Here is a 23,223-nt window from a genome sequence, read left to right as displayed (position 1 = left end):
CAAAGCCCACCACTCCACGGGACTCATACCAAGGATGCGACGTCGACGGCGAATTCGCTTCTGGTCATGCGAGTGGGCTCGATTTGGGCGAAGCGCGAGAAGATGGGGTAGCTCACCCAGAACACCGGCAGGACGGCGGCAAGCCCGGCGAGCGCGATAGTCGCGTCCCCGGGTTCCGCTCCGGGACGTGTCAGCACGGCCAAGACCGAGGTTGGCAATGCGAGAACCAGACATCGTCGCCAGAACTCGTCCCTTCGCACCGGAGCATGGTGCCACGGACCCGGACACGACTGAGCTCTATCACTGGGGCCACACGGAGTCCACCAAGCACTTGCCCGTCTGCAGTTCAGATTTTTGGCTCGCCGCTCAGCGGTTACCGGAATTCAGTAGGATCGCTCAGTCCTATCTGCGGCAAAGTCGGACGAGCGTAGCCGTCCTCCACGCGGCTACATGAGCGTGCTGGCTATCGCGGCCGGCGCTCAGGCGGGTAGTACTCGTCATAAGCACGCTGCCACTCTTCGCCACTAAGCGGGTAAGCCCGACCGCTCCGAGGCATGCGCTGCAGATGCGGCAACATCTCGCCCCACTCGAAGGCGCCACCGCGCCAAGTCCTTTGAATCTGCTGGCCCTCGCGGGTCAAGCGAAGACGCCCATTGACTGAGTCCACGAGCCCCGCATCAATGAGTGCGCCGATGCTGGAAGCCAGTTGGTCACGGCTCGGGATGTCGTGGTTGAACGCGTCTGCAGTGCCGATCACGTGGCTCAGCGTGGAGCCTCGCCGCGAGTCGGCAATCGAAGCCAGGATCCACGCGTCGGGGCTGGTCCAACCTCTCGTGTCATCCATGACGAGAGGCTATCCGAAGGTCGATTGGGTGAGGTTGGCTCTGTGGAGCCGAATCGTCACGCGCCCGCTCATCGGCAGTTCCGGACGTTTGCGACCACCGTTTTGACCAGCAAGGCTCATGGGTGGGGACGCCCCAAGGAGACGTGCCGGAACCGAGCTCAGGCACCGCCTGTAGAAGTTTTTCCCCGCTCCACCTTGATCGGGCGCCGTTGGCGCGGTTCGGTGGACCGTGCGGGATCAGCACCACATAACTCAGACGGGATATTCCCAGGGGGTCGGCTCCCCACCCTTGGCCGTAACGGTCGCACTCATGGACAGCCGCTACACACGCAGACTCGTTGACCCGCGCGGCGCCTCGATGGGGCGCGACCCGGCGTGCGAGCGGTCCTGAGCGTCGGCGACCCTCAGCATCCACCGACCCACAGACCGGGTGTGTCACGCGGATCCAGGACCGCAGCGATCCGCGTGGCACACCCTCTGTTGGGAGCGCGTGGTGTCGAAGATGCTCGACGTCGGACCTTCGGATGCCGTCCTCGGCGCGGCCGGAGTGGGCGACGCCGAAAGCCGTGCCCGCGGCTGCTCCCGTCCGATCAGGCTCGTCGGCTCGCGCCAGTCGGTGAACACCGCCACCGGTGAGATCACCACGGTCTACTCGTCCGACCAAGAGCTGGACGGCCGCACCTACGTGCGATGCGGCAACCGTCGGGCGAGCGTCTGCCCGTCGTGCAGCCATGAGTACAAGGGCGATGCGTGGCACCTGCTCATGTGCGGGTTGGCCGGCGGCAAGGGCGTGCCTGCGAACGTCGCGGACCACCCGTGCACCTTCGTCACCCTCACCGCACCATCCTTCGGCGCGGTCCACGGCAAACGCCGAACAGGGCTGTGTCGCCCACGGCGCGACCATCCCCTCTGTCCGCACGGGCGCCCGCTGTGGTGCTCGAAGCGTCACGAGGAGAGCGACCCGCAAGTCGGGCAGCCGCTGTGCGGGCAGTGCTACGACTACGTCGGCCATGTCCTGTGGCAGTGGCACGCTCCCGAGCTCTGGCGTCGGTTCACCATCGCGCTGCAGCGCGCACTCGCCAAGAAGGCGGAGGTCGACCTCACAACGTTCCGCGCGACGTGCCGGATCTCCTACTCGAAGGTGGTCGAGTTCCAGTCGCGCGGGCTGATCCATGTCCATGCGCCGTTCCGGCTGGACGGTCCAGACGGCCCCGACGGCGGGCCGTCATCGTTGCCGCTCACTGTGGCCGATCTTGAGGACGCCATCCGCGACGCCGCGGCGAGCGTGACTCTCACCGAACCCGGTCTCGAGGGGACGGCATACGAACTCCGGTGGGGGAGGCAGGTGGACACACGCACGATCAGTGGAGCCACGGCACGCGACGACCGTTCGCGATCCGCCGCCCATCCGGAGCAGGTGGCGGCCTACCTCGCGAAGTACCTGACGAAGAGCACCGAGGACTTCGGCCTGAGCGGCAGAGTCCGGTCTTCGGAACATGCACGTCTGCTCGGTGCCAGCCCCCACGTCGTCCGCATCATCGCGGCGGCCGAGCAGCTCGCGGGGTCTGTGGACAACCTCGCCCGGATCGCTGACCGACATGCGACATTGGGCTATCGGGGTCACCCGATCACGAAGTCACGGGCGTACTCGGTGACCTTCGGCCAGCTGCGACGACTGCGACGGCTGCACCACCGACGCCCTGCACGCCTCGACCCGGACGCGGATGTCCGACGCGTCCTCGACGAGGACGAGCCGCCGGAGGGCTTCGTCCACGTCTCCGCCTTCAGGTACGTCGGTCGCGGGTACCTCTCGACGGCAGAGGCGGCGGAGGCCGTCCGATCAGCAGCCCTCTCTCGCATCCGCTCTCTCCCAACGCAATTCGTCAGCAGAGAAGCGAAGAGCCAGCCAGCAGAAAGGAAGTGAGGGCAGTGCGAAAGACCGTGAGGGAGTTCCCCTCCCTGATGACCGTGCGGGATGTCGCCGAGGTGTGCGGAGTGCCGGTCTCGACCGTGCACCACTGGGCAGTAAGGGGCGGCGGCCCGCCGTCGTTCAAGCTCGGCAAGCATCGACGGTTCGACGCCGAGGAAGTCCTGGCGTGGATCAACGCGTCCAGGGCGGCTGGAGCTCGGTCGAGATGATCGAGCGTCGCGAGCGGCGGGACGGGACCTACTCCTACCGGGTGCGCTACCGCACGCCCGACGGCCGGTTCCGCTCCCGCTCCTTCGCCCGACGGTCGGAAGCGGCGGACTACGAGAGGCAGGTGCTCTCGCAGCGGCGCCGCGGCGACTGGGTCGATCCGCAACGGGGCAGAGCGACGCTCGGTGCCGTCTGGGCGGAGTACCAGAGCGGAGGGATCAGCCATCTCAGGGCGACCACCCAGGCCGGCTACCGCCACGCGTGGAAACACATCGAGCCCACCTTCGGCGCTTGGCCCGTCGCCAAGATCGAGCACGCCGACGTGGCGGAGTGGGTGACCGCCTTGAGCGCCCGGCTCGGGACGGACACGGTCCGCAAGGCGCATGGAGTCCTGTCGAGGGTGCTCGACTACGCGGCCGCGACCCGTCGGGTGCCGGTCAACGTCGCGCGGGGCGTCCGTCTGCCCAAACGCGCGCCCATCCGTGAACGCATTCTCACCGTGGAGGAGGTCCACGCCCTCGCTGAGGCCATGCCGCAGGACCGCGACATCGTGCTGTCTCTGGCCTATATGGGGCTGCGGTGGTCCGAGCTGGCGGCTCTCCGGGTCGAGGACGTCAACCTCACGCGCAGACGAGTCCACGTCGTGCAGCGCGCCACCGAGGTCGATGGTCGGATCGACGTCGACCAGCCCAAGAGCCGAGCAGGGCATCGCTACGTCCCGATTCCTCAACTCCTTGTCCCGGCACTGACGGTGAGGCTGGCCGGCCGGCCGCGGGATGCACTCGTCTTCGCCTCACCGGAGGGGGACTACCTGCGGGTGCGGAACTGGCGTCGCCGAGCCGGCTTCGACAGGGCCCTCGAGCAGCTCGGCATGGCCGCCACTCCGCACGACCTGCGGCGCACGTTCGGAAGCCTGGCGCGGATGGCCGGCGCCGACTTGCGCTTCATCCAGAAGGCGATGGGCCACGAGTCCATCACCACCACGGCGCGCATCTACGCCCACCTCTACGACGACGAGCTCGACACCATCGCGGCCGCGCTGGACGGCCTCTACACGGCCGGCGAAGCGGCGCGGGAGATCTGAGATGTGCCCATTTGGTGCCCATTTCGGGCCTCCAGCGGGGGGTCGGACGGACGCACTGTCGCGTTTTCGCAGGTCAGACAGGGTGCCCTCGGGCAGATTCGAACTGCCGACACCTTCTTTAGGAGAGAAGTGCTCTTCCCCTGAGCTACGAGGGCGGGAAGGACCCGAAGGCCGCAGGCCAGCCTAGAGGACAGCGCTGCGGGCGCTCGAATCGATGTCGGGGGCGGACGGCATACTCGGTCGGGTGACTGCAGCCGAAGCGCCCGAGGTGACCACGCCACGTGATCCCGTGCAGCGGCGCACAGTGGCGACCCTGTCGATGTCGCAGATCCTCGGCGGCATCTCGCTCGCGAGTGGTGTGGCGGTGGGTGCGTTGCTTGCCGAGGAGGTCTCCGGCTCGCCGACCTACGCCGGGCTCGGATCGACGTTCCAGGTCATCGGCTCCGCGCTCATCGCCGTCCCCATGGCCCGGCTGAGCGCCGCCCGCGGTCGTCGCCCGGGGCTGGCCCTGGGTTATGTCCTGTCCTTCATCGGGGCTCTGGGCCTCATCGCGTCCGGGATCGTCGGCAGCTTTGCGCTGTTGCTCGTCGCGAGCCTCCTGTTCGGCGGTTCCACCGCCTCCAACAACCAAGCGAGGTATGCCGCTGCCGACCTTGCCGATCCGTCGCACCGTGGGCGCGACCTGAGTCTCGTCGTGTGGGCGACGACGATCGGCAGTGTCCTGGGGCCCAACCTCGTCGGCCCCAGCGAGCCCGTTTCCGACCTCCTCGGGATCCCGCGTCTCACCGGTCCCTTCGTCTTCTCCCTGATCGGGCTGAGCCTGGCGATCGTGGTGCTCCTGGTGCGCCTGCGGCCGGACCCGCTCCTCGAGTCGCGGCGGCGCGCTGTCGCTGCCGGCGATGGGGGCGCACACGTCATCCACGGAAGCGTGAGGCGTGGTCTGCGGGTCATCGCCGCCCGACCCGTCGCGCTGCTCGGGGTCATCACGCTCGCGCTGGGCCACGTGACGATGGTGAGTGTCATGGTCATGACGCCGCTGCACATGCGTCACGGTCACGCGGACCTCACCGTGATCGGCTTCGTCATCAGCATGCACATCCTCGGGATGTTCGCCTTCTCGCCACTGACCGGCATGGCGGTCGACCGACTCGGTGGTCGTGTCGTGGCCATGATCGGCTCGGGCATCCTCGTCACGGCCACCCTGCTGGCGTCCACGGCACCCATGGGTCACTCCAACCGCCTGCTCATCGCGCTGTTCCTGCTCGGGCTCGGATGGTCCTGCACGCTCGTGTCCGGTTCGACTCTGCTCACCGGTGCCGTCCCACCGGCGGAGCGCCCCGGCGCGCAGGGTGCGAGCGACCTCGTCATGGGGCTCGCGGCCGGCCTCGGTGGGGCGCTCGCAGGCGTGATCGTCGACTTCGCGAGCTTCAACGTGCTGGCGCTCGGCGCGCTCGTCGTCGCCGGGTCGATCGGCGCATCCGCGGTGCTCCTGCGTGAGCGCGACAAGGTGCCTGCGTAGCCCAAGTGCATTGCTGCGACCCAGCGCAGCAGTGCACAGCGTGACAGGGCGGGGAAGGTCCGGACCGCGGGACGGGAGGACACGAACCGAGCGCGGCGGACGGCATACCGGCTCGTCGTTGTTAGCCTGCGGAGGTGAGTGAGACCGGACCGCAGTCAGAGATCGACTCGCGGACCGAGCGAGTCCGCCACGCCGTCGAGGGCTGGACCAAGCACCTCGTCGACCTGGGCGGACGCAACACGCTCCTCTGGTATCGCGACCTGCCCAGCGGAACCCTCGACCTGAGCACCGCTCATCCCGGTGGAGTGGCCATGCTCCTCGCCGGCCGCCCCACCCGACTGAGTGACCTGGTGCGTGAGCCGGCCGCCTTCGATGAGGCCCGTCGGCGCGCCCGGACCATCGCCGGCAAGTCCCGCGAACTGCGCGAGGAGCGGGGCATCGACACCGGCTTCGTCGCGGTCGGCATGGCGACGTGGAGCCTGGGCCGGGGGAGGACCGCCACCGCCGCCCGCCAGCCGGCGGCGCCGGTGCTCCTCCGGAGCTGCACCCTCCGGCCGACGACCCCGCAGCACGACGACTACGAGCTCGACCTCGGGGACGAGATCGAGTTCAACCCCGTGCTCGAGCACTACCTCGCGTCCGAGCAGGGAATCGTCCTCGACTCCGAGCAACTCGAGGGCCTGGCCCACACGTCCAACGGGTTCGACCCCTACCCGACTTATCACGCCCTCGTCGAGGCCTGCGCCTCCGTTCCCGCTTTCGAAATCGCACCGCGGATCGTCCTCGGCACGTTCTCCTACGCCAAGTTGCCGATGGTCGCCGATCTCGCCGCGCACGGCGATGCGCTCGCCGACCACGACGTCATCGCCGCCCTCGCCGGTGACCCCACAGCTCTCCGGTCCGTGCGTCACGAGCTCGAACCCCGACCGGCCGACTCGATTCCCGACCCGGCCCAAGGCCTCCTCGTGCTCGACGCCGACTCGTCACAGCAGGAGGCCATCGAGGCTGCCCGGTCCGGTGCGCACCTCGTGATCCACGGTCCCCCCGGGACGGGCAAGTCACAGACCATCGCCAATCTCGTCTCGGCGCTCGCCGCCGACGGCAAACGCGTGCTCTTCGTCGCCGAGAAGCGTGCCGCCATCGACGCCGTCGTCGGACGGCTCGATCGGATCGGTCTCGGCGACCTCGTCCTCGACCTTCACGACGGTGCGCGGGGACGTCGACGCATTGCGTCGGAGTTCGCTGACGCGCTTCCCGGCAGGACCCCGAAGCCCGCCGATCCGCCGAGCCGCGACATCGACCGGCTGCGCGCAGCGGCCGCCACGCTGCGTGAGCACCGCGACGCCATGCACGAGCCCCGCCGCCCCTGGGGTGTGTCGGTCCACGACATCCAGGAGGCCATCAGTGCCCTCGGGTCCGTCGAGCACCCGCCCCACTCGCGCGTCCGCATCCGCGGGGAAGCGCTCCAGTCGCTGCCGCGGGACCGCTACGAGGACCTCACGCGCGAGTTGACGCGAGTCGCCTCCTTGGGGGCCTGGCGCACCGACCACGGCTCCGACCCGTGGTACGGCGCGACCGTGCGCACCCCCGACGATGCCGTGCGGGCGCGCGAACTCGTGGAGCGGTGGTCCGGTTCGCGGGTCGACGAGGTCGGGTCCTCGATCGCGGACGTCTTCTCCGGGCTGCGGCTTCCACAGGCCCGAACCGTGCGGGACTGGGGACGCATCCTCGACACGGTTGGCCGAGTGCGCGACACCCTCGAGACCTTCCGTCCCGAGATCTTCGATGTCCCACTCGGTGACTTCGTCGCCGCCACCGGAACGACCGCCTATCGCTCGTCGGTGGGATCGAACCTCGGATGGTGGGAGCGGCTGAGCCTCAAGCGGCAGGTTCGGCGCCTGGTGCGCCCCGGCCGGCCACCTGCCGACCTGCACGCCGCACTGGTCGAGGCCAACGAGCAGCGCAGCGCCTGGAAGCAGATGGCCGGTGCCGGAGGGCGACCCGAGATGCCGGCCGAACTCGACCGCGCTGCGGACACGTATGCCGGGCTCGCCAGCGATCTCGAATGGCTCGACGAGCGCGTGCCGTCGTCCTCGTCCGAGCGCGTCTCTCTCCTCGACGTGCCACGGGACGAACTCAGTGCCCGGCTTCAGGATCTCGCCGACGCACCCGATCGGCTGGCGGTGGTGCCCTCGATCATCGGGCCGGTCGAGTCCATGCATGAGGCCGGACTGGGTGCCCTCATCGAGGACCTGGCGTCCCGTGGGGTCCCGGCGGAGGACGTCGCCAGCGAAGCCGACTTCGTGTGGTGGAGTTCGGTCCTCGACGACATCGCCCTGCGTGACGCTCGGGTGGGTGCCCATGACGGTGAAGACCTGCGGCGGACGGTGAGCGAGTTCGCCGCGGCCGATCGAGAAGTGCTGCGACAGAACGCATCTCGCGTGCGCGCCGCCGTCCGCGCCAACGTCGACCGGGTGCTCGGAGACTCGCCGGAGCTCGAGAGCCTGCTGCGCGCCGAGGGCGCCAAGTCGCGTCGGCACCGGCCGCTGCGGGACCTCCTGCCCGCTGCCGGGGAACTGCTCACGGCGACCCGCCCGTGCTGGGTGATGAGCCCTCTCGTCGTCGCGTCCGTGCTACCTCCCGGGGTGTGGTTCGACGTCGTCGTCTTCGACGAGGCCTCGCAGATCCCGCCCGCCGAAGCTGTGTCTGCCATCTCGCGGGCCCGTCAGGTCGTCCTGGCAGGCGACTCTCGCCAGTTGCCGCCGACGTCGTTCTTCACGACCGCCCACGACGAGGGGGATGCCTCGCCCGACGACGCCCTCACCGAGGGCGTCGAATCCATCCTCGACGTCCTTGCCGCCACGCTGCCGAGCCGGCGACTCTCGTGGCACTACCGGTCGCAGGACGAGCGCCTCATCTCGTTCGCCAACCAGCAGGTCTATGACGGGTCTCTCGTGACCTTCCCAGGGACGGGCCGGGCGTCGGTCCTGCGACACGAACTCGTCGACGGGGCAGGTGTGGTCACCGACGGCGCTGGCAGCGTGGAGACGACGCAGGCCGAGGTGGATCGAGTCATCGAACTGGTCCTCGAGCACGCGCGCGTCCGCCCAGGCGAGACCCTCGGCGTGATTGCCCTCGGGTTGGCCCACACCCAACGCCTCGACGACGCCCTGCGCCGCGCCCTCGTGAATGTCGACGCCCCGACGGCGGCCTTCTTCGCCGAGGACGTGCACGAGCGCTTCTTCATCAAGAACCTCGAGCGCGTCCAGGGCGACGAGCGGGACGCCATCATCCTCTCGGTCGGCTACGGCAAGACGGCGCACGGCCGCGTGCTCCATCGTTTCGGGCCGCTCAACATGGACGGCGGTGAGCGGCGCCTCAACGTCGCCATCACCCGGGCCAAGAAGCGGATGACGGTCGTGTCGTCGATCAGCGCGGACGAACTGGACCCACAACGACTCAAGGCGCGTGGTGCGCTCATGCTGCGCGACTACCTCGCCCACGCGGCAGCAGGCACTGCCGAGGCCCACACGGCCGGGAAGCCGACCGCCGCTGCAGCGGCGAGCGAGGCTGAGTCGAGCGCTGGGGTGCCGGGTGCTGGGGCGGCGGGGGCTGCGGCGCCTGGGCCAGCCGCCTCGGACTCCGCGGGGCACTCGGTCGTCATGGCCGAGTTCGCGCGTCGCCTGCGAGCCGGCGGCCTCGTCGTGCACGAGCGCTACGGAGCGTCTGCCGACCCCATCGACCTTGCCGTGGAGGACCCGAACCACCGTGGACGTCTCGCAGTGGCCGTCGAGTCAGACGGCCCGGAGTATGCCGCGATGCCCCACTCCCGGGACCGCGACCGCCTGCGTGCCGAGCACCTCGGCCGCCTGGGCTGGCAGCACGTGCGGGTCTGGACTCGTGACGCGTTCCGGGACCCGGCGCGCGATGTCGCCCGGATCCGAGCCCTGGCCGAGCGGGGTGGCGGCGGGTCATGACGCGACGTTCTCGTCGCGCATCGAGCGTTCCCCAGCGGGTCGGCTCGGACGAGGGCCTGACCTCCAGCCGCCCAAGTGTGAAGCGCCCCGACCCCGACCCGAGCGAGGCAGCGCCCTCCGAGGCTGACAGTGCCAAGGGGGACGCGGCCGAAGCGACGGCGCGCGCCGCGTCAGAGGCGGGCGGACGGCATACGGGAGGAAAGCCCCGGCCGAAACGCCGGGTGGATCAGACCACGGACGACACGGACGAGGGTTGGGGCGAACAACGCGACCGCGAGGCGTCGGCCCGCTGGCTGCGCGAGAATCGTCCGCCCCACTGGGACTGAGCCCGGCCCGCACTATTCGGCCAATGGGACGAATAGTGCGAGGTTCGGCGACGGCGCCCACGCGACACGATCGGCGGACACAGCACGGGGCGGGAACCAGCGTGGTGCTGGCTCCCGCCCCGTGGCAGTGGATCAGATGATCCTGGCGATCAGTCCCCTCAGAGGCCCGGGCGGGCGCGGAGGCTGTCGCGGATCTCCTTGAGGAGTTCCGTGTTGGGGTCCTCGGTGTCAGCCTCGGGCTCGTCCGGGAAGAAGCGCTCCTTGGCCGCGGTGTAGGGCTTGACGACACCGAAGTAGACGACCGCGGCGAGGATCAGGAAGGAGATGAGGACGGTGAGGAAGGCGCCGATCGAGAGCTCGGCCGGCTTCCAGTTGGAGAAGTCCGGCGTCCCGACGAGCTTGCCGACGAGCTCCATGATGATCTTGACCATCGCCTCGACGACCTTGCCGAAGGCCGTGGCGATGACGACCGCGACGGCCAGGTCGACGACGTTCCCCTTCAGCACGAAGTCCTTGAACCCGCTCATGGTTTCTGTCCTTTCTGTCGGAAAAGTTGCTGCCCGACGTGCAAATCGCCGAAGCGCGACAACAGTACAAGTTGTCCGACATGACAAAGGGGCGCAGCTCGCGGGCATTTGTCAAGTGAGATCCTCATCACTCAGCCACTGACGACGGGGAGCACTCTCGGTGCGGCGCCATCTGGCCTCTGACCTGCGAAGATGCGGGTGACGCCGGCTCTGTCGAGGGCCACGAACAGTCCGGGTGGAACCGTTTCCGCACCGGGCAACGATCCGGTCAACGATGCTGATCCGGGCGTGTCGACGGCCAGGACGAGGACATCTTGAGCCAAGGCAGGACCTCCGACGTCGGCGAAGAGATCCACCCGACTCCCGGGCTCGACGAGGTCGAGGGCTCCCACGTCGCCCACCGTGAGGTGCGCCGCGACCGTGCCCGGCGCGAGGCCGTCCGCGGGTGAGCGCGGCATCAGCCGGGTGAGGGTGATCGGTTCGCCGGGCTCGACCCGGGTCGCGAGCCGACGACCGAGGAGGGTGCCCGGCGACGCCACGGCACCGGCCGGGGCCGGGTGAGCGGCGACCCGCACGACGTGCAGGTCGGCGGCGGCGAGGTCGACGCCCGCTGGCAGGGCTCTGGCGGCCACGACGACGGGTGTGGTCGGCGCCTCGGGCGGCCGCACCAGCGCCACCAAGAGCACGATGGCAGCCGCGGCACAGGCCACGGACGCGAGGCGTCGCAGGGCCCAGCGGCGCCACCTTGCTCGGCGGGAGGTGCCGAAGAGGTGTGGACGCTGCAGTCCCGGCAGAGGTGATCGACGCATGCTGCTGACGCTAGATATGCCCGTGGCGCCGGTCATGCCCCGAAGGTGGATCTGTGGACGGATCCACGCGCCGACGGACCCCTGTGGACAAGTCCCGAGCACTGCCTTACTCGCCCCGATGGGGTGCGCGCGACTACGGTCGACCCGTGACCGATGACAGCGTGACCCACGACGAGCCCGGGCAGGCTGAGCAGGCTGCGCAGGCTGAAGCCCCGGAGCAGCCCACCTTCGCCGACCTCGGGCTCGACGACCGGGTGGTGCGAGCCCTCCGGGACATCGGCTACGAGACCCCGTCGCCCATCCAGGCCGCGACGATCCCGGCACTCCTCGAGGGTCGGCACGTCGTCGGACTGGCGCAGACCGGCACCGGCAAGACGGCGGCGTTCGCGCTGCCGATCCTCAGCAGGCTCGATCTCAAGCAGAAGACGCCGCAGGCCCTGGTCCTCGCACCGACCAGAGAGCTCGCCCTCCAGGTCTGCGAGGCCTTCGAGAAGTACGCCTCACGGATGCCCGGCGTCCACGTGCTGCCCGTCTATGGCGGACAGGGTTATGGCGTGCAGCTGAGCGCGTTGCGCCGCGGCGTCCACATCGTCGTCGGCACCCCCGGCCGAATCATGGACCACCTCGAGAAGGGGACGCTCGACCTCTCCGAGCTGCGCTTCCTCGTCCTGGACGAGGCCGACGAGATGCTCAAAATGGGCTTCGCCGAGGACGTCGAGACGATCCTCGCGGACACGCCCGAGGAGAAGCACGTCGCGCTCTTCTCCGCGACGATGCCGGCTCAGATCCGGCGCATCTCCAAGAAGTACCTCACCGACGCCCTTGAGATCACGGTCGAGCGCAAGACCACGACCTCGCCGAACATCACCCAGCGCTACCTCTTCGTGTCCTACCCGCAGAAGATCGACGCCCTCACCCGGATCCTCGAGGTCGAGAACTTCGAGGGGATGATCGTCTTCGTTCGCACCAAGAACGAGACCGAGATGCTCGCGGAGAAGCTCCGGGCCCGCGGCTTCTCGGCGGCGGCGATCAACGGCGATGTCGCCCAGGTGCAGCGCGAGCGCACCGTTGCCCAGCTCAAGTCCGGCAAGCTCGACATCCTCGTCGCGACCGATGTCGCCGCCCGAGGACTCGACGTCGAGCGCATCAGCCATGTCGTCAACTACGACATCCCGACCGACACCGAGTCCTACGTGCACCGCATCGGTCGCACGGGGCGGGCCGGTCGCACGGGCGACGCCATCTCGTTCGTGACCCCGCGGGAGCGCTACCTCCTCAAGGCGATCGAGAAGGCCACCCGCACCACCCTGACCGAGATGCCGCTGCCCTCCGTCGAGGACATCAACGCGACGCGACTGGGTCGATTCGACGACAGGATCACGACGGCCCTGTCATCGAGTGACCTGGATGCGTTCCGTGACGTCGTCGCCCACTATGTGCGCGAGCACAACGTGCCCGAGGCAGATGTGGCGGCCGCGCTGGCCGTGGTGCTGCAGGGCGACGAGCCGATGCTCATGGATCCCGATCCTGTGCGACCGCCGCGTCGTGACCGCGAGCGCGACAGGGACCAGGGCGACCGCGGTCCGCGCCGCGAGCGGGACGACCGTGGTGCCCGCGCCGACCGGGGGCCACGTCGTGGCACGTCCGGCCCCATGGCGACCTACCGGATCGAGGTGGGGCGGCGCCACCGCGTCGAGCCACGACAGATCGTGGGCGCGCTGGCCAATGAAGGTGGGCTCGGCCGGCAGGACTTCGGGCACATCGACATCCGCCCGGACCACTCACTGGTCGAACTGCCCGCCACCCTGCCCTCGGGCACCTGGGACAAGCTGCGCGCCACCCGCATCTCGGGCCAGCTCATCAAGCTCAGCGAGTCACGTGAGCGCGGCGGGCGACCGGACAAGAAGCCGCACCGCAAGGGACCACGCCGCGACTGATGGGCAGCGCCGCGCCTGATCGCCCGCGGCCCGCGGTGCGGTCAGGTGTCCCGAACCGAGGAATTCGGTGAGTTCGGGACACGGCTCAGATGAGGCGCGCGGCGGGTTGGTCAGGCGGAAGCCGCGGCGGTGGAGGTCGTGCTGCTCGACGTCGTCGACGAGCTGCTGCTCGAGTCGGATGACGGACTGGCCGGGGTCGAGCTGCTCGACGCCGAGCGGGAGTCGGTGCGATAGAAGCCGCCGCCCTTGAAGACGACACCGACGGAGTTGAAGACCTTGCGGAGGGACCCGTCGCACTCGGGGCAGATCGAGAGCGAGTCGTCGCTGAAGGACTGGACCGCCTCGAAACGGTGGTCACAGTCGCGGCACGCGTAGGCGTACGTGGGCACGGATTCCTCCTGGGTACTGCGGGATGAGCGGCTTCAAGGATACGGAACGTTCGGGGATGCTCCTGTATGCCGTCCGCCCACCGTTGCGTTCACCACACCTCCGTGCCTGGCCGGCCGCGATCGCAACGTCAGCGTCAGCGGCACCTAGAACGACCGTTCACGCTGACGTCAGCGGACGGCATATCCGCAACGTCAGCGTCAGCGGCACCTAGAACGACCGTTCACGCTGACGTTGCGGGGGAGGGGGGAAGGGGTAAGGGGGAAGGGGGTGGGGTACTCAGTCGGTGGCCCAGCCGGCCAGCCGCCCGTCGCGACTCACGGCATACAGGCGCTTCTCGACGGCGGTTCGGACGGCGGCAGGGGTGACGACGAGCAGTTGGTCGCCTCGCCGGAGTGGCGTCGTCTCCTTGGGCACGAATGACGTGCCGTCGCGCACCACGAGCGCGACGTTGGCGCCCTGAGGTAGTCGGAGTTCATAGACCTGCACCCCCGCGATGCGGGACAGGGGGCCGACGGTCACCTCGAGAAGGTGGGCGCCGATGTCGTCGAACGGCGTCGCCTCGAGGGCGAGGTCGAAGGAGTGGTGCCCACGGTCCAGCCCGAGCCGGTGGGCCACCCACGGGAGCGTGGGTGCCTGCACGATCGTGAAGATGATGACGAGGACGAAGACCAGGTCGAAGATGCCCTCGACCCCCGCCGCGCCCGCCGTCACGGGCACGGTGGCGAGGACGACGGGGACGGCGCCACGCAGGCCGGCCCAGGACAGGAACGCCTGGGTTCGCCAGTCCAGCCCGAAGGGCGCACACGACGCGAAGACGGACAACGGTCGCGCGACGAGCAGCAGGACGAGGCCCAGGACGATGGCGGGGATGATCTGCGACGGGAAGCCGGCAGGGTCGGCGAGGAGCCCCAGCAGGACGAACAGACCGATCTGCGCGAGCCAGCCCAACGCGGTCGCGAAGCCGGCCACCGCCGCGCGGTGCGGGAGGGCCATGTTGCCGAGGACGAGCGAGGCGAGGTAGCAGGCGATGAAGCCCGACGCGTGCACCACGTCAGCGGCCGCGTAGGCGAGCACCGACACCGCCACGACACCGATCGCGAACAGGGCCGACGAACCTCCGGCGACCCGAGCCATGAGCCGACCGCCGAGCCAGCCGACGGCCAGCCCGACGAGGGAGCCAACGATCAGTTCGACGATGACGGTGACGGCCAGTCCCGACCAGGAGCCGTCGCCCGTGCGTGCGGTCTGTGCGGCGAACGCCGTGACGAGGAGGACGACGGGCGCGTCGTTGAACCCCGACTCCGCCTCGAGCATGCCGCTGACCCGTCGCGGGAGCGGCACCTTGCGGAGCACCGCGAACACCGCGGCGGCATCGGTGGAGGCGAGGATCGCGCCGATGAGGAGAGCGTGGTTCCACGACATGTCGAGGACGAATCGCGCGGCCACCGCGACGACGCCGATCGAGACCAGCACGCCGACGGTCGCGAGGGCCGCCGCGGGTGCCAGCGCGCCCCTGATGGAGTCCCACTTCGTCGTCACACCGCCCTCGGTGAGGATGAGGACGAGTGCGGCGTAGCCGAGCACCTGGGTGAGTTCTTCGTCGGAGAAGTCGATCCCCAGCCCGCGGTTGCCGAGGAGGAGTCCGAACCCGAGGTAGAGCAGGAGGGAGGGCAGCCCGGAACGCGTCGACAGGCGCACCGCCGCGATCGAGATGATGAGGACCGCGGCACCGATGAGAAGCGCGATCGACAGGGCGTGGAGGTTGTCGGCCTCGGCCGACGCAAAGGTGACCCGGGCGCCGAAATCGGCATGCGGCATACCCAGGGTCGTGATCACGGTAGGTCCTCGCGTGGTGGCTCGACGGTCTCGCCTAGTCTCGCAGGGTGACTCCCCAACGTGTTGCCCGCCGCGTGGCGCTGGGCCTGCTCGGCGTCATCGTCGTGGCTGCTCTTGTCCTGTCCGTCGTCGGGATCTCGCTGGTGCGCCGCTCCTTCCCGCAGACCGAGGGTGAGGTGGCCCTCCGGGGCCTCGAGGCCAACGTGAGCGTCCTGCGCGATCAGCGTGGGGTGCCGCAGATCTATGGCGACAGCGTCACCGACATCGCCAAGGCGCAGGGGTTCGTCCACGCGCAGGATCGCTTCTTCGAGATGGACTTCCGTCGTCACGTCACCGCCGGCCGCGTGTCCGAGCTCGTCGGGGAGGCCGGACTGGAGGCCGACAGGGCCGTCCGCACCATGGGCTGGCGCAGGGTCGCCGAGGCCGAGTTGCCGACGCTCGAGCCCGCGACCCGCACCTACCTCCAGGCCTACGCGGACGGGGTCAACGCCTACCTCCGCGGGCGCTCACCGTCGCAGGCCTCGCTCGAGTACGTCATCCTCGGAGCCCGCGTCTCGGACTACACGATCGAGAAGTGGACACCCGCGGACTCGATCGCCTGGCTCAAGGCAATGGCGTGGGACCTGCGCGGTGACTACGCCGACGAGCTGGGGCGCGCGCGACTCTCCACCCGGGTCTCGGCGGCCCAGATCAACGAGCTCTACCCGCCCTACGACCACGCCAACAAGCCCATCCTCTCCGGTCAGGACTGGTCCCCGCCGGCGGTGGCGGGTCAGCAGGCGTCCGCCGTGCCGTCGACTGCGGCCATGCGGGCTTCGCTCCGATCGACCGCAACCCGAGCCTCGGCCCGCGAGGCAGCCGACGCCCTCGCAACACCCGCAGCGCAGCAGGCCTACGCCGCGGTGGGTCGTGCCCTCTCGGCCGTCCCGCAGCTCATCGGCCGGGGCGACGGGGTCGGCTCGAACTCCTGGGTCATCGGCAGCGCCAAGTCCGCGACGGGCAAGCCACTCCTGGCCAACGACCCGCACCTGGGTCTCGGCATCCCCAGCGTCTGGTACCAGGTCGGCCTGCACTGCCGTGCGGTGTCGGAGCAGTGTCCGCTCGACGTCGCTGGCTTCTCGCTGTCGGGCGTTCCCGGCGTCGTCATCGGCCACAACAACAAGGTCGCGTGGGGGATGACCAACCTCGGGCCGGACGTGAGCGACTTCTATCTCGAGAAGCTCGACGGCAACACGGTCCTTCGTGGAGCGGCCTACGAGCCGCTCACGACTCGCCAAGAGGTCATCAAGGTCGCAGGTGGCGAGGACGAGACGATCACCGTCCGCGCGACGCGGCACGGACCACTCCTGTCCGACGTGCTTGGGCCCCTGGACGATGCAGGTGAGCATTCACCCGTCCCCTCGACCGAAGGGCCCCAGCCGGTCGGTCAGGACTACGGCGTGTCCCTTGCCTGGACCGGGCTGCAGCCGAGCAAGACCGCCGACGCGATCTTCGGGATGAACACGGCGCAGAGTTTCGGCGAGTTCCGTGAGGCGGCCCGGGACTTCGCCGTGCCGTCCCAGAACCTCATCTATGCCGACGTCGACGGGCATATCGGCTACCAGGCGCCGGGACAGGTGCCGGTGCGCACCTCGGCCTTCCCGGACACTCCGCCGGGATTCTGGCCGGCGCCGGGGTGGGACGAGGCCTATGACTGGAAGGGCTACGTGCCGTTCGAGGCCATGCCGACGACCCTCGATCCTGCGGAGGGCTTCATCGTCGCGGCGAACCAGGCCGTGACGGCGAGCCCCACGCCGTTCCTCACGTCCGAGTGGGACTACGGCTACCGGTCCCAGCGCATCCGCACCCTCATCGAGCGGGCGACGGAGGGTGGCGGCAAGATCACGGCACAGCAGATGGCCGACATCCAGATGGACTCGCGCAACGAGTTCGCCCCCAAACTCGTCGAGGCGCTCCTGGCCGTCCCGCTCGAGGGGCCAGATGACTCCGAGGTCGAGGTGGCCTTCACCCGGGAGGCGCAGGACCTGCTGCGTGACTGGGACTTCACGACGCCAGCGGACGACTCGACCTCGGGTGCGGCCGCCGCCTACTACAACGCCGTGTGGGCCAACCTGCTCACCCTGCTCTTCGACGACGAAGTCCCGGAGGACCTGCGAGCAGACGGCGGGGACCGCTACATGGCGGTCGTGGGGCGTCTGCTCGACAACCCCAAGAGCGCCTGGTGGGACAACCGGCAGACGGCCGGAATCACCGAAGGCCGGGACGAGATCCTGCGCCAGGCCCAGGTCGAGGCGCGCCTCGAGCTGACCCGCACACTCGGCAAGGACCCCGACGACTGGCGCTGGGGCGCGCTGCACAGGGTGGATCTCGAGCATCGGCCACTGGGCTCGGACACCCTTCCCGGTGTCGTGCGCAGCGTGTTCAACCGCGGCGGCTTCGAGTTGCCGGGCGGGTCATCGATCGTCAACGCGAACGGCGGCGACATCAGCGTCGGATATGGCGTCACCTGGGGACCGTCGATGCGGATGGTCGTCGACCTGGGCAACCTGGACCGCTCGACTTGGATCAACCTGACCGGCGCGAGTGGTCACGCCTTCAATGGTCACTACGACGACCAGACGGAGGATTGGGTCGAGGGGCGTCAGGACCCGTGGCCGTTCACCGAGAAGGCCGTGCGCGAGGCGACCGAGGACGAACTCACCCTCGTGCCCGAGGGCGCGGGCTGACGCTCAGAGCCACGTGATCCCGTCGGCGGTGAGGACACCGTCAACGGGTTCGTCGTGGTCGTCGGCGGGCAACGCGGTCGGGTGGATCTCGCCCGGGTGCAGGACGACAAGCACTGGCGCGTCAGGCCGACGCCGGGGGAGCGCCCGGTCATAGCTGCCGCCGCCCCGCCCCAGTCGTGTGCCCGACGAGTCGACGGCCAAGCCCGGCGCCAGAACGAGTACCGCAGCCGAGATCGCGGCCGGACCGAGCGGCATACGTCGATCGTCCTTTGCGTCGCACCAGTCAAGATCGTTGTCCGGCAACGTGATTGGAACAAGCACGCGTATGCCGTGACGCACCAGCGCTTCGATGGTCGCAATCGTGGGTGGCTCGCTGCGCATGGCCTCGAAGGCCGCGATCGTGTCGCCTTCGCCGAGACCTCGCGTGCGCACGACGTCGAGGACATGATCGGCGAGGGCCCTGTCGTCAGCGAGTCGGTCGCGGCCGGCGACGATCTCGCGTCGGGCCGCCAGCAGGTCCGAACGCAGAGAGGTCTTCGTGCTGCGGGCAGCCGTCTCGTCCATGTGACCAGTGTCGCCTGCCGCGGTTCGACCCTGCGCATCCGAGCGGCTCACCTAGGGTTGCGGTCATGGGTGTGGACGGACTGCGGCAGGCCACTGAGCTGATGCGCGCGCGGGGGGTCGACGAGCGGGCGGTCGGGGCGTTCACCCGCTTCTACGGCATGCTCGAGGCGGAGGCGACCGGCCACATCCTCGAGGACACCATCGAACCCCTGGGGCGGGTGCACTCGCTCGCCGATCTCGAGGTCGACGAGGCGGAGTTGCAGGCTGCCGCGGCCGTGTCGGTCGTGCTCAAGCTGAACGGCGGGCTCGGCACGTCGATGGGCATCAGTGGACCCAAGACCGCACTCCCGGTGCGCGACGGGCTGACCTTCCTCGACATCATCGCCCGGCAGATCCTCGTGCTGCGCCGGCGATATGACGCTGCGCTGCCCATCGTCTTCATGGACTCGTTCCGCACCCAGGTCGAGACCCTGCAGCACCTCACGAAGCATGCTGGTCTCGAGGTCGACGGGCTGCCGCTCTCCTTCCTCCAGAGTGCCGAACCCAAGCTGAGAGCCGATGACCTCACTCCCGTCTCATGGCCGGAGGACCCTGAGCTGGAGTGGTGTCCGCCGGGCCATGGCGACGTCTACATCGCGCTCCAGTCCAGTGGGCTGCTGGACACCCTGCGCGACAAGGGTTTCCGCTACCTCTTCCTCTCCAACGGAGACAACCTCGGCGCGACGTTCGACCCGCGGATCCCGGCATGGATGGCTCGCGACGGCGTTCCCTACGTCGCCGAGGTGTGCGAGCGGACCCGCAACGACCGCAAGGGTGGGCACCTGGCCCGTCGCCGCGAGGACGGTCGGCTCATCCTCCGTGACTCCGCGCAGGTCGCTCCGGGGGAGGAGGAGTTCTTCGCCGACAACGAACTCCACGAGTACTTCCACGTCAACAACCTGTGGATCGACCTCGACGTGCTCGCCGAGCGGCTCGCCCAGCGGGCCGGAGTGCTGGAGCTGCCGATCATCGTCAATCGCAAGACCGTCGACCCGACCCGCAAGGACTCGACGCCGGTGATCCAGATCGAGTCCTCCATGGGGACGGCGATCGAGGTCTTCGAGGGCTCGCAGGCACTCTTCGTCCCGCGTGATCGGTTCCGCCCGGTCAAGACCACCAACGAACTGTTGCTCGTGCGCTCGGACCTCTACGAGCTCGACGCGGCCAGTCGCGTCGTGTCGCGAATCGACCACGAGGAGCCCTACGTCGACCTGTCGAGCGAGTTCAGGTTCGTGGATGATTTCGACGCGCGCTTCCCACGGGGTGTCCCGTCGATCCGTGAGGCACGGTCACTCGTCGTCGAGGGTGACGTGACGTTCGGGGGCGACGTCACGTGCGTCGGTGACGTGACGGTGCGCGCCGAGTCTCCCCGGGTGATCGCCGACGGCACCCGCCTCGAGGGCGACGCGTGAGGACCGTCGAGGAACACCGCGCCGCAGTTCTCTCGCTCGTCTCAGCCCTTCCTCCAGTCACGGTCCCGTTGTCCGAATCGTTGGGGCGCGTCCTGGCTGCCGATGTGGTTGCGGCCGTGGACCTTCCGGGCTTCGAGAACAGCGCCATGGACGGGTATGCCGTCCGCGCGGCTGACGTTGCCGGCGCCGCTCCGGGGTCGCCGGTCTTCCTCGATGTCCACGGTGACATCCGGGCGGGGGACACGCGGCCCCACGAGCTGAGGGCGGGTGCAGCGATGCGGATCATGACTGGCGCACCGATGCCGGCCGGGGCGGACGCCGTGGTGCCTGTCGAGGACAGTGACGGGGGTGTGCAGCGTGCTGCGCTGACACTCGCACCGGACGTGGGTCGTCATGTGCGCCGCCAGGGAGAGGACGTCCGCGTGGGCGACGTTGTGCTGCGAGCAGGGGCCACGGTGACTCCCGGCCGGCTCGCCCTCGTCGCGGCGGCCAACGTGCCCGACGTGGCAGTGGCACCTCGGCCCCGCGTCGTGGTGTTCTCCACCGGCGATGAGCTCGTCCCGGTCGGCCTGGACCTGGAGCATGGACAGATCGTCGACTCGAACGGTTCGATGCTGGCGGCACTGATCCGGGCTGCCGGGGCGGACCTGGTCGGCGTGGGGCACCTGGCGGACGACGTGGCCGCCTGGACGACACTCCTGGAACGCATGCCCGGGCAGCCCGACCTGATCCTCACGACCGGCGGCGTCTCGATGGGCGCCTATGACACCGTCAAGGAGGTCCTGACGGAGACCGGCACCGTGGACTTCGTCAAGGTGGCGATGAGGCCCGGAATGCCGCAGGGCGCCGGAGTCGTGGGGGAGTCCCGGACGCCGATCATCACGCTGCCCGGCAACCCGGTGAGTTCGTTCGTGTCCTTCCACGTGTTCGTCCTGCCTGTGCTGCGGGCACTCGCAGGGCTCGACCCGCAGGTCCCGCTCGTCGAGGGTGTCGCAGCGCAGTCGTGGTCGTCCGTGGCGGGCAAGGTCGAGTTCGCGCGCGTCGTCTCGGATGACGCTGGGGTCCGCCTGTCCGGTGGCCAGGGTTCGCACATGCTGGGCGCCCTTGCGGAAGCAACGCATCTCGCGGTCATCGGTGAGGACACGACCGAGATCCGCCCGGGGGACCCCGTCCACCTCCTCCCACTCGTGGGGCAGGATTGACCTGTCCCGAACTCACCCAATTGGACGGTTCGGGACGTGCCATCCTGCAAACTTCAACGTTCCGAACTCACCCAATAGGACAGTTGGGGACGAGCAATCGGCAATCTTCAACGTTCCGAACTCACCCAATTGGACGGTTCGGGACGTGCAACCTTCAACGTCCCCAAGCGTCCAATTGGGTGACTTTGGGACGACTTTGGTGAGTGAGGAACGACGTGACGGGCGATCAGGGTGACGGCCAGAAGGCGAGCGGGCTGACGCACGTGCGCGCCGACGGCACGGCGCACATGGTTGACGTCTCGGCCAAGGCGATCACGGCTCGCGAGGCCAGTGCCCGGGGCCGCGTCCTCCTGTCGGGCGAGGCGGTCTCCGCCCTTCGGGACGGGACGGTCCCCAAGGGTGACGCGCTCGCGGTCGCGCGACTGGCCGGCATACAGGCGGTGAAAAGGACTCCGGAACTGATTCCGCTCGCGCACCCGGTCGCGGTGCACGCCGCCTCGGTGGACCTCGAGGTCACGGACGACGGCGTCGACATCGCCGCCACCGTGCGCACGGCGGACCGGACGGGCATCGAGATGGAGGCCCTCACCGCCGTGAGCGTCGCCGCGCTGGCGCTCATCGACATGGTCAAGGCCGTCGACAAGCACGCCCGCATCACCGACGTCCGGGTCACCGCCAAGTCCGGCGGACGATCCGGCGACTGGGTCGAACCGTGAGCGGCGAGCGGCCCCTCGAGGGACGGCGCGCAGTCGTCGTGACCGCCTCGACGCGCGCGTCGCAGGGGGTCTATCCGGACAAGGGCGGGGCCCTCATCGTCGAGGCGCTGCGCGCCTGGGGCGCCGAGGTGGCCGATGCGAGTGTCGTTGCGGACGCGGACGTGGCGTCAGCCCTGGCGGCCGCGGTGGCGACAGCGCCTGACCTCGTGCTCACGACCGGGGGCACGGGAATCAGCCCCACGGACGCGACGCCCGAGGCCACCGCGCCGCTGCTCGAACGTGAGATTCCCGGTGTGGCAGAGGCGATTCGGGCCGCCGGAGTCGCTGCCGGGGTGCCCACGGCGATGCTGTCGCGCGGCCTCGCGGGAGTCGCCGGACGGACGCTGGTCGTCAACCTGCCGGGGTCGGCAGGTGGCGTGCGCGACGCGCTTGCAGTCCTCGAACCGGTGCTGGGTCACGCCCTGAGTCAGCTCGCCGGTGGTGATCACTGATGCGATGGGGGCGGCAGCGGGAGCACTGGTCTCTCGTGCTCACCGCGACCACCCCTCAAGGTGTGCCCATTCTCCTGCGACCGCTACGCCCCGAGGACGGTGACGAATACTCCTCCCTCCGCGCCCTCAACCGCCACTGGCTGGGTCGTTGGGACGCCACCTCGCCGGTACCCGCCACTGCTCCGCGAACCATCGAGGACCTCGTCGACTTCTATCAGTCAGAGGCCTTGGCTGGACGCATGCTGCCCTTCGTCATCGAGACCAGCGGGCGGCTCGTGGGGCAGCTCAACGTGAGCAACATCGTCCTCGGATCCTTCCGCTCGTGCACCGTGGGCTACTGGGTCGCGCAGGCCAACGCAGGCAAGGGCATCGTGCCCACGGCGCTCGCCCTCGTCGCCGACCATGCGTTCACCGAGCTGGGTCTGCACCGGATCGAAGTCAACATCCGACCCGAGAACACTGCCAGTTTGGCGGTGGTGCGCAAGCTCGGCTTCCGTGACGAGGGCCTACGCCCCCGGATGCTCCACATCGACGGGGACTGGCGCGACCACCGCTCGTTCGCGCTCACGACGGAGGACCTCGAGGGCGCCACGTTCATGGATCGTCTGACCCACTCGTCACAACAGTCACTTGGGCGACACACCGCTGAGGGTCCGACTGCCTGACGCTCCGCACGCCTAACGTCGT

The 23,223-nt window shown here is 69.2% G+C and carries 19 protein-coding genes and 1 tRNA gene; 13 read left to right on the top strand and 7 right to left on the bottom strand.

Translation table 11 applies throughout. The features are described 5' to 3' along the window. Nucleotides 1-463: 463 nt before the first annotated feature. Nucleotides 464-844, bottom strand: coding sequence for a MarR family transcriptional regulator (locus N802_RS17795; RefSeq protein ID WP_035919020.1), 381 nt, complete (start codon nucleotides 842-844; stop codon nucleotides 464-466). Between the two features lie 502 nt (nucleotides 845-1,346). Between N802_RS17795 and N802_RS17790 the strand changes: the two genes are divergently transcribed. The 3 genes from N802_RS17790 to N802_RS17785 are packed head-to-tail and all read left to right on the top strand — an operon-like array spanning nucleotide 1,347 to nucleotide 4,065. After that, entirely contained in the window at nucleotides 1,347-2,768 is a 1,422-nt protein-coding gene (locus N802_RS17790) for a replication initiator (RefSeq protein WP_342666774.1), read from the top strand. 38 nt (nucleotides 2,769-2,806) lie between these two features. After that, nucleotides 2,807-2,983 carry a helix-turn-helix transcriptional regulator gene (locus N802_RS20065; protein ID WP_084072330.1) on the top strand — a complete coding sequence of 59 codons (177 nt, stop codon included), beginning with the start codon at nucleotides 2,807-2,809 and terminating at the stop codon, nucleotides 2,981-2,983. Beyond that, the gene (locus N802_RS17785) at nucleotides 2,941-4,065 is read left to right on the top strand and encodes a tyrosine-type recombinase/integrase (protein ID WP_156971497.1); all 1,125 of its coding nucleotides are present in this window, start codon (nucleotides 2,941-2,943) and stop codon (nucleotides 4,063-4,065) included. Before N802_RS20065 ends, N802_RS17785 begins: the two co-directional genes overlap by 43 nt. A gap of 83 nt (nucleotides 4,066-4,148) precedes the next feature. Here the strand turns inward: N802_RS17785 and N802_RS17780 are convergent. Then, nucleotides 4,149-4,220, bottom strand: a tRNA-Arg gene (locus N802_RS17780). 89 nt (nucleotides 4,221-4,309) lie between these two features. Between N802_RS17780 and N802_RS17775 the strand changes: the two genes are divergently transcribed. The 3 genes from N802_RS17775 to N802_RS20365 all read left to right on the top strand — a co-directional run bounded on the left by N802_RS17775 (nucleotide 4,310) and on the right by N802_RS20365 (nucleotide 9,887). Next, nucleotides 4,310-5,584 carry an MFS transporter gene (locus N802_RS17775; protein WP_052110137.1) on the top strand — a complete coding sequence of 425 codons (1,275 nt, stop codon included), beginning with the start codon at nucleotides 4,310-4,312 and terminating at the stop codon, nucleotides 5,582-5,584. A 134-nt stretch (nucleotides 5,585-5,718) separates the two neighbouring features. After that, complete coding sequence (locus N802_RS17770; protein WP_035919018.1) at nucleotides 5,719-9,561, top strand: AAA domain-containing protein; 3,843 nt, start codon at nucleotides 5,719-5,721, stop codon at nucleotides 9,559-9,561. Continuing rightward, nucleotides 9,558-9,887 carry a hypothetical protein gene (locus N802_RS20365; RefSeq protein WP_156971496.1) on the top strand — a complete coding sequence of 110 codons (330 nt, stop codon included), beginning with the start codon at nucleotides 9,558-9,560 and terminating at the stop codon, nucleotides 9,885-9,887. Before N802_RS17770 ends, N802_RS20365 begins: the two co-directional genes overlap by 4 nt. A gap of 158 nt (nucleotides 9,888-10,045) precedes the next feature. Here N802_RS20365 and mscL read toward each other — a convergent pair whose 3' ends face one another. Both mscL and N802_RS19755 read right to left on the bottom strand, forming a co-directional pair. Then, nucleotides 10,046-10,414, bottom strand: a complete 369-nt coding sequence (gene mscL / locus N802_RS17765) for a large conductance mechanosensitive channel protein MscL (protein WP_035919017.1) — start codon at nucleotides 10,412-10,414, stop codon at nucleotides 10,046-10,048. 131 nt (nucleotides 10,415-10,545) lie between these two features. After that, nucleotides 10,546-11,223 (bottom strand): SAF domain-containing protein, encoded by a 678-nt coding sequence (locus N802_RS19755; protein ID WP_169743461.1) that lies wholly within the window; start codon nucleotides 11,221-11,223, stop codon nucleotides 10,546-10,548. 146 nt (nucleotides 11,224-11,369) lie between these two features. Between N802_RS19755 and N802_RS17755 the strand changes: the two genes are divergently transcribed. Further along, nucleotides 11,370-13,160 (top strand): DEAD/DEAH box helicase, encoded by a 1,791-nt coding sequence (locus tag N802_RS17755; protein ID WP_035919014.1) that lies wholly within the window; start codon nucleotides 11,370-11,372, stop codon nucleotides 13,158-13,160. 110 nt (nucleotides 13,161-13,270) lie between these two features. Here N802_RS17755 and N802_RS17750 read toward each other — a convergent pair whose 3' ends face one another. Together N802_RS17750 and N802_RS17745 are read right to left on the bottom strand one after the other, a co-directional pair. Next, complete coding sequence (locus N802_RS17750; protein WP_035919010.1) at nucleotides 13,271-13,549, bottom strand: FmdB family zinc ribbon protein; 279 nt, start codon at nucleotides 13,547-13,549, stop codon at nucleotides 13,271-13,273. A 277-nt stretch (nucleotides 13,550-13,826) separates the two neighbouring features. Beyond that, nucleotides 13,827-15,386, bottom strand: coding sequence for a potassium/proton antiporter (locus tag N802_RS17745; RefSeq protein WP_084072328.1), 1,560 nt, complete (start codon nucleotides 15,384-15,386; stop codon nucleotides 13,827-13,829). Nucleotides 15,387-15,433: 47 nt separating this feature from the next. On the opposite strand from N802_RS17745, the gene N802_RS17740 reads away from it, so the two are divergent. Continuing rightward, nucleotides 15,434-18,112 carry a penicillin acylase family protein gene (locus N802_RS17740; RefSeq protein ID WP_035919008.1) on the top strand — a complete coding sequence of 893 codons (2,679 nt, stop codon included), beginning with the start codon at nucleotides 15,434-15,436 and terminating at the stop codon, nucleotides 18,110-18,112. A gap of 3 nt (nucleotides 18,113-18,115) precedes the next feature. On the opposite strand, the gene N802_RS17735 is transcribed toward N802_RS17740, so the two are convergent. Next, nucleotides 18,116-18,676, bottom strand: a complete 561-nt coding sequence (locus tag N802_RS17735; protein ID WP_035919006.1) for a 5-formyltetrahydrofolate cyclo-ligase — start codon at nucleotides 18,674-18,676, stop codon at nucleotides 18,116-18,118. Between the two features lie 65 nt (nucleotides 18,677-18,741). Between N802_RS17735 and N802_RS17730 the strand changes: the two genes are divergently transcribed. The 5 genes from N802_RS17730 to N802_RS17710 all read left to right on the top strand — a co-directional run bounded on the left by N802_RS17730 (nucleotide 18,742) and on the right by N802_RS17710 (nucleotide 23,201). Beyond that, complete coding sequence (locus tag N802_RS17730; protein WP_035919004.1) at nucleotides 18,742-20,127, top strand: UTP--glucose-1-phosphate uridylyltransferase; 1,386 nt, start codon at nucleotides 18,742-18,744, stop codon at nucleotides 20,125-20,127. Next, nucleotides 20,124-21,329, top strand: coding sequence for a molybdopterin molybdotransferase MoeA (locus N802_RS17725; protein WP_035919003.1), 1,206 nt, complete (start codon nucleotides 20,124-20,126; stop codon nucleotides 21,327-21,329). The genes N802_RS17730 and N802_RS17725 overlap by 4 nt, the downstream gene beginning before the upstream one ends. A gap of 287 nt (nucleotides 21,330-21,616) precedes the next feature. Beyond that, nucleotides 21,617-22,045, top strand: a complete 429-nt coding sequence (gene moaC / locus N802_RS20360; protein WP_156971498.1) for a cyclic pyranopterin monophosphate synthase MoaC — start codon at nucleotides 21,617-21,619, stop codon at nucleotides 22,043-22,045. Continuing rightward, on the top strand, nucleotides 22,042-22,536 hold the full coding sequence (locus N802_RS20355; RefSeq protein ID WP_035919001.1) for a MogA/MoaB family molybdenum cofactor biosynthesis protein: 495 nt from the start codon (nucleotides 22,042-22,044) through the stop codon (nucleotides 22,534-22,536). The genes moaC and N802_RS20355 overlap by 4 nt, the downstream gene beginning before the upstream one ends. After that, on the top strand, nucleotides 22,536-23,201 hold the full coding sequence (locus N802_RS17710; RefSeq protein WP_052110131.1) for a GNAT family N-acetyltransferase: 666 nt from the start codon (nucleotides 22,536-22,538) through the stop codon (nucleotides 23,199-23,201). Before N802_RS20355 ends, N802_RS17710 begins: the two co-directional genes overlap by 1 nt. The last annotated feature ends 22 nt before the right edge of the window (nucleotides 23,202-23,223 follow it).

It is taken from the genome of Knoellia sinensis KCTC 19936, assembly GCF_000768705.1.
Classification (GTDB): domain Bacteria; phylum Actinomycetota; class Actinomycetes; order Actinomycetales; family Dermatophilaceae; genus Knoellia; species Knoellia sinensis.
This window is presented reverse-complemented; position numbering and strand designations above follow the sequence as displayed.

Coding starts and splice junctions, on each gene's coding strand:
- N802_RS17730 (WP_035919004.1), top strand. CDS start 18,742: ATGGGTGTGGACGGACTGCGGCAGGCCACTGAGCTGATGCGCGCGCGG.
- N802_RS17790 (WP_342666774.1), top strand. CDS start 1,347: ATGCTCGACGTCGGACCTTCGGATGCCGTCCTCGGCGCGGCCGGAGTG.
- N802_RS20365 (WP_156971496.1), top strand. CDS start 9,558: ATGACGCGACGTTCTCGTCGCGCATCGAGCGTTCCCCAGCGGGTCGGC.
- N802_RS17735 (WP_035919006.1), bottom strand. CDS start 18,676: ATGGACGAGACGGCTGCCCGCAGCACGAAGACCTCTCTGCGTTCGGAC.
- mscL (WP_035919017.1), bottom strand. CDS start 10,414: ATGAGCGGGTTCAAGGACTTCGTGCTGAAGGGGAACGTCGTCGACCTG.
- N802_RS19755 (WP_169743461.1), bottom strand. CDS start 11,223: ATGCGTCGATCACCTCTGCCGGGACTGCAGCGTCCACACCTCTTCGGC.
- N802_RS17710 (WP_052110131.1), top strand. CDS start 22,536: ATGCGATGGGGGCGGCAGCGGGAGCACTGGTCTCTCGTGCTCACCGCG.
- N802_RS17795 (WP_035919020.1), bottom strand. CDS start 844: ATGGATGACACGAGAGGTTGGACCAGCCCCGACGCGTGGATCCTGGCT.
- moaC (WP_156971498.1), top strand. CDS start 21,617: ATGGTTGACGTCTCGGCCAAGGCGATCACGGCTCGCGAGGCCAGTGCC.
- N802_RS20065 (WP_084072330.1), top strand. CDS start 2,807: ATGACCGTGCGGGATGTCGCCGAGGTGTGCGGAGTGCCGGTCTCGACC.